Source organism: Massilia sp. CFBP9012, from assembly GCF_034045115.1.
Taxonomy (GTDB): Bacteria; Pseudomonadota; Gammaproteobacteria; order Burkholderiales; family Burkholderiaceae_D; genus Telluria.
On record NZ_JAXCWM010000004.1, the window covers coordinates 148703 to 161179 of the forward strand.

The window sequence follows — 12477 nt, forward strand, 5'->3', positions numbered from 1 at the left end:
GCAGCTACAGCATCCGCACCCAGTTGCCCTTGTAGAGGATTGGCCCGGTCGGCCCGTCCGGGTTCGGCGAGCCTCCACGCGGTTCCAGCGACACGGCGAGCAGCGCCACGTCGTCGCCGATCGCCGCCCGGCTCAATCCGAGTTCGATCACGCCGCGGTCGGACAGCACGCCCAGCGAACGTGGATTGCCTTGCTTCGGCACGGCCCACAGTTGAAGGCTGCGGTCGGCGGCGACCGGGGCCGGCTCGACCAGACGCACCGTCAGCACCTGGCGGCGACTGTCGCCGGTCAGCAGCAGTGCGGTGCGGGCCTTGTCGTCCTGGAGTGTGGCGAGGTAGTCGACCCGTGGACGGTCCAGCAGCGACGAACTGAGCACGCCCACCAGAAGCAGCGCACAGGCCATCGAGGCCAGCCCCATCGTGCGCCAGAAGACCAGCGATTCGCTGCGCCAGAACTGCCATGCGGCGTGACGGCGCCGCAATCCAAGCCGCCGTTCGATGGCCAGCCAGACCCGCTCGGGCGCGGGGTGCGGGGACGAGAACTCGGCCATCGGCGCCAGGCGCTCTTCCCATTCGTGCACGAGGCGGCGCAGGACCGCGTCGTCGCGCAGATGGGTCTCGAAGCGGCGCCGCGCGCCGCCCTTGAGCGTGCCCAGGACGTACTCGGCGGCCAGTTTGTCGCACAGGGCGGGATGGTCGCGCAGCTTCATGCCCGTTCGCCTTTCGCCAGGCAGGCCTTGAGACGTTCCAGGCTGCGTCGGATCCAGGTCTTGACGGTGCCGATGGGGATGGCCATCTGTATCGCTACCTCGCTGTGCGACAGGTCATGGAAGAATGCCAGTCCCACGACTTGCCGGTGCTCACCCTCGAGCATCGACATGCAGTAGGCCAGCGCCTTGGCGTCGCGGCTGATGAGCAGCGCATCGATCGGCGTCGCGCGCGGATCGTGCAGGGCGGCCATGACGCGCTCGTCGAACACCGGGCCGTCGATACCGGCATCGTGCGCTTGCCTGCGCAGGAGGTCGAGCGCCTTGTTGCGCACGATGGTCGTCATCCACGTCATGGGCGCGGCCAGGTGTGCCTGATAACTGGCGGCGCCATGCCAGATCGCGACAAAGCCATCCTGCAGGGCTTCCTCCGCCAATTCCCGCTTACCCAGTATACGCAGCGCGAAGCCAAACAGTTTTGACGATGTGGCGTCGTAGAGCAGGCGAAACGCGTGCGCGTCGTGCCGCGCTGCTGCTTGCAGCCAGCCCCTGAGCTGTTCGGGATCGATCGGGTGGGAGTCTGGCACCGGGCACCTTGACGTTAGCGCGTTGGAAAGAAATCTGCTTGTTTCGACAATATCACGCGCTATCGCCGAGCACGCGCACGCGATCGGCCGCGCGTGTCGTCAAATAGTTGAAACCGAACGCAGCTGGCGCGAGTACAAGCTGCATGCGCTGTGTCGCCGGTCTCAAGCAGATTTCCTGTTTGAAATTCTCAAGCATGCGCTGGCGAAGTTTCTTGATTGCTATACCAACAGGAGAACTACCATGACAGACACGAATGTGACCTTGGCACTACTCGAATCACGCAAGCAGAAGCTCGAAAAACGGCGATCCTTCTTCAAGAATGTCGGCGGCATCAGCGTCGGCATGGTGGGCGGCACCTTCCTGAGCGCCTGCGGCGGCTCGGTCAAGGACGCCATCGCCCAGGCTGCGGCGCCGACCGATGTCGACATCCTCAATTTCGCGCTCAATCTCGAGTACCTGGAGGCACAGTTCTATTCGTATGCGGCGCTGGGTGTCGGCCTTCCGGCCAATCTGCTGACCGGCGCCGGTACGCAGGGTGCGGTGACCGGCGGCCGCCAGGTGCAGTTCAAGGATCCGCTGGTGGCCCAGTATGCGAAGGAAATCGCGCAGGACGAGATCGCCCACGTCGCATTCCTGCGCGGCGCGCTCGGCGCGGCGGCGGTGGCCCAGCCGGCGCTGGACATCGGCGGCACCGATCCGAACGGCGCGTTCTCGAGCGCGGCGCGCGCGGCCGGCCTGGTCGGCCCGGGCGTCGCTTTCGACCCGTATGCCAGCGATGAAAACTTCCTGCTCGGCGCCTTCATCTTCGAAGACGTCGGCGTGACCGCCTACAAGGGCGCGTCGCCGCTCATCCAGAACAAAACCTTCCTCGAGGCGGCGGCCGGCATCCTGGCGGCCGAGGCCTACCACGCGGGGCTGGTGCGCACGGTGCTGTACTCGAAGGGATTGAGCACGCCGTCGCTGCGCACCGCGGCCGGCGCGATCTCGGATGCGCGCGACAGCCTCGATGGGACGAGCGATGTGGACCAGGGCATCGTGCACGCGTCGGATGCGACCGTGTCGAACATCGTACCGCTGGACAAGGACGGCATTGCCTTCAGCCGCACGCCGGGCGATGTGCTCAATATCGTTTATCTGACCAGGGAGTCGGTGACCATGGGCGGGTTCTTCCCGCGCGGGGCGAATGGGGTGTTGAATATGAGCTCGGCATATTCCTGAGCCGTGACCGGAGGACCTGCCCGCCGGTCACAGGGGCAGGTCGCGATCGATATTCAAAAACATATCGCAACTCTCAAAAAATTGATTGGATCAGTATCTCGCTTTGTCCTAGGATTGCAGAACAACAATACCGGAGACAAAGTGATGAGACTCACCCGCAGGAACGTCCTGGGCGCTGCAGTCGCCTCGACGGTGGCCGCCGCAATCGCGCCGGCCACCGCCTTCGCCGCCAAACCCCTCACCATCGGCTTCTCGCAAGTTGGCGCCGAAAGCGAATGGCGCACCGCCAACACCGCCTCGATCAAGGACGCCGCCAAAAAGGCCGGCGTCAACCTCAAATTCGCCGACGCCCAGCAGCGCCAGGAAAACCAGGTCAAGGCGATCCGTTCCTTCATCGCCCAGCGGGTCGACGTCATCGCCTTCTCCCCGGTCGTGGAATCCGGCTGGGATACCGTGCTGCGCGAAGCCAAGCGCGCCAATATCCCCGTCATCCTGACTGACCGCGGAGTCAAGGTCAGCGACCAGTCGCTGTACGTCACCTTCCTCGGTTCCGACTTCGTGGAAGAGGGCCGCCGCGCCGCGCGCTGGCTGGTGGAACACGCGAAGAAGAACCCGAACCGCGCCTATAACATCGTCGAGCTGCAGGGCACCGTGGGGTCGGCCCCGGCCATCGACCGCAAGGCCGGCTTCGCGGAAATCATGAAGACCGAACCTCGCCTGAAAATCATCCGCTCCCAGACCGGCGACTTCACCCGCGCCAAGGGCAAGGAAGTGATGGAAGCCTTCCTCAAGTCCGAGGGCAAGAACATCACCGTGCTGTACGCGCACAACGACGATATGGCGATCGGCGCCATCCAGGCGATCGAGGAAGCCGGCATCAAGCCCGGCAAGGACATCCTGGTCGTGTCGATCGACGGCGTGCGCGGCGCGTTCGAGGCCATGTTGCAGGGTAAGCTGAACGTGACCGTCGAATGTAACCCGCTGCTCGGCCCGCAGTTGATGGAAGCGGCCAAGGCGGCCAAGGCCGGCAAGCCGCTGCCGAAGCGCATCGTGGTGCAAGAAGGTGTCTTCCCGGCCGAAGTCGCAGCCAAGGAATTCCCGAACCGCAAATATTGAGGCGGCCATGCTCGCCTCGACCACGGCGCTGCCGGTGCTCGACGTCTCCGGCATCCACAAACAGTTCCCGGGCGTGAAAGCGCTGTCGGATGCGGGCCTGCGCCTGTATCCCGGCGAAGTGCATACCTTGATGGGCCAGAACGGGGCCGGCAAGTCCACCCTGATCAAGGTGCTGACGGGCGTCTACCAGCCGGAGCGCGGCAGCATCGTGCTGGATGGGGAACGGATCGAACCACGCTCGACCCAGCACGCCCAGGATCTCGGCATCAGCACGGTGTACCAGGAAGTGAACCTGTGCCCGAACCTGTCGGTTGCCGAGAACATCTTCATCGGACGCTATCCGCGCCGTTTCGGCATGATCGACTGGCGCCGCATGCGCCGCGATGCCGCCGAGCTGCTGGCACGTTTGCAGGTCAACGTCGACGTCAGCCAGCCGCTGGCCAGCTATCCGCTGGCGATCCAGCAGATGGTGGCCATCGCACGCGCGTTGAACATCTCGGCCAAGGTGCTGATCCTCGACGAACCCACGTCCAGTCTCGACGAAGCCGAGGTGCAACTGCTGTTCTCGGTGTTGAAGAACTTGCGCGAGCAGGGCATGGCGATCCTGTTCGTCACCCACTTCCTCGAGCAGACCTATGCGATCTCGGACCGCATCACCGTGATGCGCAACGGCGAGCGCGAAGGCGAATACCTGTGCAGCGAGCTGTCGCGCCTGGCCTTGGTGAACAAGATGATCGGCGTGGCCGCCGACAGCCAGGAGCAGCCGCAGACCTGCATCGAAGAAGGCCACCAGGCCGGCCCGACCCTGCTGCAAACAAAAGAACTGGCGCGCCGCGGCGTGCTGGCGCCGCTCGACCTGACCATCAGGCAGGGCGAGTTGCTGGGTCTTGCCGGCCTGCTGGGTTCCGGCCGCACCGAGACCGCGCGCCTGCTGTTCGGCGCCGACAAGGCCGACGCTGGCGCGATCGAGATCGGCGGCCGTTCAACTACCTTTGCCACGCCGCGCGATGCGATTCGCGAGGGCATCGGCTTTTGCTCCGAAGACCGCAAGCACGAGGGCGCGATCCTGGACCTGTCGGTGCGCGAGAACCTGATCCTGGCCCTGCAGGCGCGCCAGGGATTGCTGCGCGCGATCCCGCTGCGGCGCCAGCAGGAGCTGGCCGACTACTACGTCAAACAACTGGGGATCAAGACGGCGAGCATCGAAACGCCGATCGGCACGCTCTCGGGCGGCAACCAGCAAAAAGTGCTGCTGGCGCGCTGGCTGGTCACCGAGCCGAAGTTGATGATACTTGACGAACCCACGCGCGGCATCGACGTGCGGGCCAAGCAGGAAATCATGGACTACGTCACCACGCTGTGCCGCAAGGGCATGGCCATCCTGTTCATCTCGTCCGAACTGCCCGAGGTGCTGCGCGTCTCCGACCGCATCGTCGTCATGCGCGACCGCAAGGCTTGTGGCGAGTACCGCCGCGGTGAGCTGGACGACAGCTCGGTGCTGCACGTGATCGCAGGGGAGGGCTGCCAATGATCGTCAAGGAACAACCGCCCGTGGCAGCGGCCACGCCGGCTGTGAAACCCGTCGCTCCCATTCCCGCCTCGCTGCTCTCGCGGGCGCTGGCCCACCACCTGTTCCGCCCCCTGGCCGCGCTGGCCGCGCTGCTGCTGATCGACTTCCTGCTGATCCCCGGCTTCTTCCGCCTGGAGATCAAGGACGGTCACCTGTACGGCTCGCTGGTCGACATCGTCAACCGCGCCGCGCCGCTGATGCTGGCGGCGATCGGCATGACCCTGGTGATCGCCACGCGCGGCATCGACATCTCGGTCGGCGCCGTGGTGGCGCTGTCCGGCACCGTGGCCTCGATGCTGATTGGCGGGACGATGGTGATCCAGGACGGCGTGCCGGTCTACGTGGCCGAGACGCCGATGCTGCTGGCGATGGCCGCCGCCCTTGGCGCGGCGCTGCTGTGCGGCCTGTGGAACGGCGCGCTGGTCGCCGGCCTGGGCCTCCAGCCGATCGTCGCGACCCTGATCCTGATGGTGGCGGGGCGCGGCCTGGCCCAGCTGCTCACCGACGGCCAGATCGTCACCGTCTACTATCAACCCTTTTTCTTCCTCGGCAGCGGCTACCTGTTCGGCCTGCCGTTCGCGCTGTTCGTGGTGGCGGCGGTATTCGGCGTCACCGCGCTGCTGCTGCGCCATACCGCGCTCGGGCTGTTCATCCAGGCTGTTGGGGTGAATCCTGTTGCGGCGCGCCTGGCCGGCATCCGCACCGCGGCCCTGATCGTGTTCGTCTACGTGTTCGCGGCGTGCTGCGCCGGCATGGCGGGCCTGATGATCAGCTCCAACGTCAAGAGCGCGGACGCCAACAACGCCGGCCTGATGCTGGAACTCGACGCCATCCTGGCCGTGACCCTGGGCGGCACCTCGCTCGCCGGCGGCAAGTTCAGCCTGGCCGGCTCCATCATCGGTGCGCTGATCATCCAGACGCTCACCTACACCATCTATTCGCTGGGCGTGCCGCCCGAGGTCAATATGGTCGTCAAGTCGGTCGTCGTGTTCCTGGTCTGTGTTTCGCAGTCGGACCAGTTCAAGAGCCTGTGGAAGCGGAGGGCGGCATGAACGCGGTCGTCGCGCACGCACGCAAGCTGTCAGGCGCGCCATCCTTCACCTCGCTGGTCACGGTCTTCCTTCTGGCCGCGATGTTGCTGGTCGGCGGCGCCCTGTACGAAGGTTTTCTCTCGCTGCAGGTGATGCTCAACCTCCTGATCGACAACGCCTTCCTGCTGGTGATCGCGATCGGCATGGGCTTCGTGATCCTGTCGGGCGGCATCGACCTGTCGGTCGGCGCCGTGCTGGCGCTATCGACCATGATCGCGGCCTGGCTGCTGCAGGTGGCGCATTGGCCGCCGCTGGCGGTGATCGCCACCGTGCTGGCGCTGGGTTTCGTGTTCGGTGGCGGCATGGGCGCCGTCATTCATTATTTTCGCCTGCAGCCCTTCATCGTCACCCTGGCCGGCATGTTCCTGGCGCGCGGCCTGTGCTACCTGATCAGCATCGAGTCGATCACGATCGAGGATCCGCTGTTCGTGGCGATGTCGCAGACGCAGATCCCGTTCTTTGGCGGCTTTCTCTCGCCCGGGGCCCTGATCGCGCTCGCCATGCTGGCCTGCGCGGTCTGGCTTGCCCATTACAGCGGCTTCGGGCGCGCCGTGTATGCGGTCGGCGGCAACGAGCAATCGGCCGCGATGATGGGCCTGTCGGTCGGTCGCACCAAGATCCTGGTGTATGCCTTCAGCGGCTTCTGCGCCTCGCTGGCGGGCTTGCTGTTCGCGTTCTACATGCTGTCCGGCTACGGCCTGCACGCGCAGGGCACGGAACTCGATGCGATCGCCGCCGTCGTCATCGGCGGCACCCTGCTTACCGGCGGCTACGGCTACATCCTTGGTGCGCTGTCCGGCGTGCTGGTGCTGGGCACGATCCAGACCCTGATCGCCTTCGACGGCACGCTCAGTTCGTGGTGGACCAAAATCGTGATCGGCGGCCTGCTGTTCGTGTTTTGCGTCGTGCAGCGCGTGATGGCCTTCAAATCAAAATAAGACACTCGGAGACACGATGTTCAAGCACACCATCCTCGCCGCCGGCCTGTGCGCGGCAGCCTGCGCGCATGCCGGCAATCCGATCGTGAAGGACATCTTCACCGCCGATCCCGCAGCGCTGGTCGACAACGGCCGCGTCTACGTCTACGTCGGCAAGGACGAAGCCCCGGTCGGCGGCAAGGACTATGTGATGAACGAGTGGCGCGTGTATTCGAGTTGCGACATGAAGCGCTGGCTTGATCACGGTTCGCCGCTGCGCTACTCGACCTTCAAATGGGCCGGGCGCGATGCCTGGGCCTCGGACATCGTCAAGCGGGACGGCAAATACTATTTCTATTCGACCGTCGATCACGCCACCATTCCCGGCAAGGCGATCGGCGTCGCCGTCTCCGATAGCCCGACCGGTCCCTTCGTGGATGCCCTCGGCAAGGCGCTGGTCTCGAACGACATGACGAAACAGACGAAGATCCTGTGGGACGACATCGACCCCGCCGTGTTCATCGACGACGACGGCCAGGCCTATCTGTACTGGGGCAACACGGTCATGAAGTACGCGAAGCTGAAAGCGAATATGGTCGAACTGGATGGCCCGATCCACACCGTCGGCCTGGAACACTTCGTCGAGGCGGCCTACCTGCACAAGCACAAGGGCACCTACTACCTGACCTACTCGCGCCACTTCCCGGAAGAGACGGTGTACATGACCGGCCCCACGGCCACCGGGCCCTGGACCATGGGCGGGGTGATCATGAAGAAGAACACCAACGTCAACACGATCCACCAGGCCATCGTCGAGTTCAATAACAAGTCGTACATCTTCTACCATAACGGCAAGCTACCCACGGGCGGCGAATACCGGCGCTCGGTCGCGGTCGAGGAGCTGCGCTACGGCCCGGACGGCGCCATCCTCCCTGTGCCGCAGACGGCCGAAGGCCCGGCTGCGAATCCGGCGCCGGGCTGCAAGTGAGCGCCGCCTCGCGTGAACACCGCCGGGTCGTCATCCACGCTGATATGATTTCCTGATGGATACGACAAACCCGAACTGGTTCCTGAAGGCGCGCCTCAAGACGCGCCAGTTGCTGCTGCTGATCGCGCTGGACGATTACCGCAACATCCACCGCGCGGCCGAAGAGCTGCACATGACGCAGCCGGCGGCATCGAAGCAGGTCAAGGACCTGGAAGAGATGCTCGACGTGCGCCTGTTCGAGCGCCTGCCGCGCGGGATGGAGCCGACCATCTACGGCGAGACCATGATCCGCCACGCGCGCATGGCGCTCACCAGCCTGGCGCTGGCGCACGACGACATCGTCGCGCTCAAGGCCGGGCTGGCGGGGCAGGTCGAGGTGGGCGTGATCATGGCGCCGGCGATGGCGCTGCTGCCGCGCGCGATCGCGCGCATCAAGGAGCAGGCGCCGCTGCTGCGCATCGGCGTGCAGCTCGAATCGAGTAATGTATTGCTCGACAAGCTCAAGCACGGCACCCTCGACTTCATGATTGGCCGCATCCTGGACAAGGAGGATTCGACGGGTCTGATCTACGAGGAGCTGAGCGAGGAGCCGGCCTGCGCCGTCGTCCGGCCCGGTCATCCGCTGCTGGAGCGGCGCGGCCTGAGCCTGGAGGATATCGCGGCCCGGCCGTGGATCCTGCCGTCGCCGGGCAGCATCCTGCGCCACCGCTTCGACATGATGTTCCGGCGCGCCGGCCTGGCGCCACCCGGCAACGTGGTCGATACCACGGCGATCCTGCTGGTGACAGCGCTGCTGCAGCAGACCGACGCCCTGCATGTGATGCCGCAGGAGGTGGCGCAGTACTACGCCTCGCTGAACGTGATGCGCATCCTGCCGATCGAGCTGCCGTGCAAGATGGATGCGTTCGGCATCATCCGCCAGCAAGACCACCTGCTGTCGCCGGGCGCCGACCTGCTGCTGAAGGCCGTACGGGCCGCCGCCGCCGAAATCTACTGAATTGTGTCACCGATACAACCACCAAAAGTCACAGATGTGTAACGAGCGCAGCCCAATCAATTTGCTCTATATAATCGCCAACAATAAGAAAATGTTGGCGGCGGGGCAATAAGAACGTGAGGGGAAACGTTCCAGTGTATTAAGCCCGGCCAGCTTTGCAAGAACCATACTGGGCAATCCTGATGAGCAATCTGAGCAGTTTCCCGCCGGCGGCCGTCGGCGGCCTGGCGCTGGGAGAGCCAGACACCTGGCCCGAGGGCTTGCGCGCCATTGGCGACCTGATCCTGGCCTCGCGCTTTCCGATGTTCCTGGCCATCGGCCCCGACCTGCGCCTGTTCTATAACGACGCCTATTCCGACCTGCTCGGCGACAAGCACCCGGCAGCCCGCGGCGCGCCGTATGCGAGCGTGCGCCCCGAGCTGTGGGAGCGCTTGCGTCCCTATTTCGAACTCGTGCTGGCCGGCGAAGCGACCCAGCTCCAGCACGCCCTGATGGAATTCGAGCGCAACGGCAAGCGCGAGCGGCGTTTCTTTTCCGTCTCGCTGTCGCCGGTACGCCATGCGGGGCGAGTGGCCGGCGTCTATTGCGTGCTCACCGAAACCACGTCCGACGTGCTGTCCCAGCACCGCCACGCCTTCCACCAGAAGCTGGGTGAGACCCTCGACGGCCTGGACGACGCCGTCCACATCATGAAGGCCACCAGCGCCATGACCGGGCAGACCCTGGGCGTGGCGCGCGTCGGCTATGGCGAGATCGATCCCGCCGGCCGCACCGTCAGCATCGACCGCGACTGGACCGAGGGCCGCATGGCCAGCCTGGCCGGGATGTCGCATGCGCTGGATAATTTTGGTCCCGAGGTTGCCGACATGCTGCGCCAGGGACGCACCGTGCGCATCGACGACGTCCGGACCGATGCGCGCTCGGCGCCGTGCGCCGCAGCCTATGCCGGCATCGGCGCGCGCGCGGTGGTGATCGTGCCGATCATCGAAGAGGCGCGCCTGTCGGCCGTGTTCTACCTGCACGAGCCGTTCGCGCGTCACTGGACCGAACAAGAAACAGCGATGGCCGAGGACGTGGCGCGCCACACGCGCGAGGTGGTGCGCCGCTCCCGCCTCGAGGCAACCCTGCGCGATGCGGCGATCGAGCGCGACGCCTTGCTGCAGAGCGAGCGCCTGGCGCGGGTGCAGGCCGAGCGCCTCAGTCACGCCAAGGACGAATTCCTGGCCATGCTGGCGCACGAGCTGCGCAATCCGCTGGCGCCGATCAGCAGCTCGGCCAGCCTGCTGAGCATGCAGTTCGCCACCGAACCGCGCATCTGCCAGACCAGTTCCATCATCAGCCGCCAGGTCAAGCACATGAGCCGCCTGATCGACGACCTGCTGGACGTCTCGCGCGTGACGCGCGGCCTGGTCAAGCTCAAGCTGGCGACGGTCGACTTCCGCGAGGTGGTGACCGGGGCGCTCGACCAGACCCGCCCGCTGGTGCTGGAAAAATCGCACCAGGTGCGGGTGGAGCTGCCCGATGCGCCGGTGTGGGTGCGCGGCGACCAGACGCGCCTGGTGCAGAGCGTGGCCAATATCGTCAACAACGCCGCCAAGTACACGCCGAAAGGCGGCCAGCTCGCGCTCGCGCTCGAAGCGGTCGATGGCCGCATGGTCTTGCGCGTGCGCGACAACGGGTCCGGCATGCCGCCCGACCTGGTGCCGAGCGTGTTCGACCTGTTCACGCAGGGCGCGCGCACGCTGGCGCGCTCGCAGGGCGGGCTGGGGCTGGGCCTGACCCTGGTCAAGCGCCTGATCGACATGCATGAGGGCGAGGTGGCGGCGCACAGCGAAGGCGTGGGCTTCGGCAGCACCTTCACGCTTACCTTGCCCTGCGTGGCGGGCGCCTGCAACGGCAGTGACGCGCAGCCGGGCGATCCGGAAGCCGCGCGCGCCGTCCTGCAGCGCAAGCTGCGGGTGCTGATCGTGGACGACAACAGCGACGCCGCCGACAGCCTGTCCACCCTGCTGCAGGTGCAGGGCCATGCCACCTCGGTCGAGTACGACGCCCAGTCGGCCCTGCGCCGCGCGCGCGCCGAGCGGCCCGACGTGATGCTGATCGATATCGGCCTGCCCGACGTCGACGGCTATCAGCTGGCGCAGGAGCTGAGGTCGCTGCCCGAGACGGCGGCCACGGTGCCGGTCGCGGTGACCGGCTACGGCCAGGCCAAGGACCGCGAACGGGCGCTGCAGGCGGGTTTCGCCCACCACCTGGTCAAGCCGGTCGACATGACGGCGCTGGCGCGCATTCTCGAGTCCAGCGCGGCGCTCGCGGCGGTGGCGGAAGCGGAGGCGCAGGCAGAGGCGGCCCCCACGACGTCCAAGCCGGCCTCGGCGTCCGAATCCGAAGAGGCGATGGCGCCGGCCTGAATCGATCGTCGGACCACGGCCATCCGTGGCGGGAGTATGATTGTGCTTCCGTCAATGAAAGGATGAGCATGTCCGAATTTGTCATCACCGCTCCCGCAACGCCATCGGTGGCCGTGGCCGGTTCTGAAGCCCGTTTCCCGGTGCGCCGCGTGTTCTGCGTCGGCCGCAACTACGCCTCGCACGCGCGCGAGATGGGGAGCGATCCGAACCGCGAACCGCCGTTCTTCTTCACCAAGCCGGCCGACGCCGTGGTGCCGGCCAGCGGTGCGGTGCCATATCCGCCGTCGACCGACGACCTGCACCACGAGATCGAGCTGGTGGTGGCGCTGGGCCAGGGCGGCGCCAACGTCGATCCGGCCAACGCGCTCGACCTGGTATGGGGCTATGGCGTGGGCCTGGACCTGACCCGGCGCGACCTGCAGGCGGTGGCCAAGGACACCGGCCGTCCCTGGGACATGGCCAAGGGATTCGACGCCTCGGCGCCATGCAGCGCCCTGCATCCGGTGAGCGCCGTGGGTCATCCCGCCGAAGGCCGCATCTGGCTCGAGGTGAACGGCGCCCTGCGCCAGGAAGGCAACCTCAATGAACTGATCTGGCCGATCGCCGACGTCATCGCCTACCTGTCGCGCTTCGTGACGCTGGCGCCGGGCGACCTGATTTATTCGGGCACGCCGTCGGGCGTGGCGGCGCTCAAGCCGGGCGACCGCGTGCGCGGCGGCGTCGATGGCGTCGAGACCTTCGAACTCGAGATCCGCTGACCGTCCGTCAGATTTCCATCTGCGTCCGCAAGGCCTCGCGCGCCGCATCGAGCTGCGCGCCGTTGGTCTTGCTCGATAGAAAGCTAGAAAGCTAGGGTCAGGTTGAGATGATCCGGA

General features: G+C 66.0%; 11 protein-coding genes. 9 read left to right on the forward strand and 2 right to left on the reverse strand.

Annotation, left to right across the window (positions count from 1 at the left end; all coding sequences use genetic code 11):
- Positions 1–4 precede the first annotated feature (4 nt).
- Both SOM61_RS07740 and SOM61_RS07745 read right to left on the reverse strand, forming a co-directional pair.
- Positions 5–709 carry an anti-sigma factor gene (locus SOM61_RS07740; RefSeq protein WP_320473542.1) on the reverse strand — a complete coding sequence of 235 codons (705 nt, stop codon included), beginning with the start codon at positions 707–709 and terminating at the stop codon, positions 5–7.
- Positions 706–1293, reverse strand: coding sequence for a sigma-70 family RNA polymerase sigma factor (locus SOM61_RS07745; protein ID WP_320473543.1), 588 nt, complete (start codon positions 1291–1293; stop codon positions 706–708). Before SOM61_RS07745 ends, SOM61_RS07740 begins: the two co-directional genes overlap by 4 nt.
- Before the next feature lie 241 nt (positions 1294–1534).
- Here SOM61_RS07745 and SOM61_RS07750 point away from each other — a divergent pair, with 241 nt between their 5' ends.
- The 9 genes from SOM61_RS07750 to SOM61_RS07790 all read left to right on the forward strand — a co-directional run bounded on the left by SOM61_RS07750 (position 1535) and on the right by SOM61_RS07790 (position 12360).
- Complete coding sequence (locus SOM61_RS07750; protein ID WP_320473544.1) at positions 1535–2512, forward strand: ferritin-like domain-containing protein; 978 nt, start codon at positions 1535–1537, stop codon at positions 2510–2512.
- A 144-nt stretch (positions 2513–2656) separates the two neighbouring features.
- Positions 2657–3628: an ABC transporter substrate-binding protein gene (locus tag SOM61_RS07755; protein ID WP_320473545.1), complete on the forward strand. Its 972-nt coding sequence runs from the start codon at positions 2657–2659 to the stop codon at positions 3626–3628.
- Positions 3629–3635: 7 nt separating this feature from the next.
- Complete coding sequence (locus SOM61_RS07760) at positions 3636–5159, forward strand: sugar ABC transporter ATP-binding protein (protein ID WP_320473546.1); 1524 nt, start codon at positions 3636–3638, stop codon at positions 5157–5159.
- Complete coding sequence (locus SOM61_RS07765) at positions 5156–6250, forward strand: ABC transporter permease (protein WP_320473547.1); 1095 nt, start codon at positions 5156–5158, stop codon at positions 6248–6250. Before SOM61_RS07760 ends, SOM61_RS07765 begins: the two co-directional genes overlap by 4 nt.
- Entirely contained in the window at positions 6247–7227 is a 981-nt protein-coding gene (gene yjfF, locus SOM61_RS07770; protein ID WP_320473548.1) for a galactofuranose ABC transporter, permease protein YjfF, read from the forward strand. Before SOM61_RS07765 ends, yjfF begins: the two co-directional genes overlap by 4 nt.
- A 16-nt stretch (positions 7228–7243) precedes the next feature.
- Positions 7244–8194 carry a glycoside hydrolase family 43 protein gene (locus SOM61_RS07775; RefSeq protein ID WP_320473549.1) on the forward strand — a complete coding sequence of 317 codons (951 nt, stop codon included), beginning with the start codon at positions 7244–7246 and terminating at the stop codon, positions 8192–8194.
- A 55-nt stretch (positions 8195–8249) separates the two neighbouring features.
- Positions 8250–9191: a LysR family transcriptional regulator gene (locus SOM61_RS07780; RefSeq protein WP_320473550.1), complete on the forward strand. Its 942-nt coding sequence runs from the start codon at positions 8250–8252 to the stop codon at positions 9189–9191.
- Between the two features lie 182 nt (positions 9192–9373).
- Positions 9374–11602 (forward strand): hybrid sensor histidine kinase/response regulator, encoded by a 2229-nt coding sequence (locus SOM61_RS07785; protein WP_320473551.1) that lies wholly within the window; start codon positions 9374–9376, stop codon positions 11600–11602.
- Positions 11603–11670: 68 nt separating this feature from the next.
- Entirely contained in the window at positions 11671–12360 is a 690-nt protein-coding gene (locus SOM61_RS07790) for a fumarylacetoacetate hydrolase family protein (protein WP_320473552.1), read from the forward strand.
- The last annotated feature ends 117 nt before the right edge of the window (positions 12361–12477 follow it).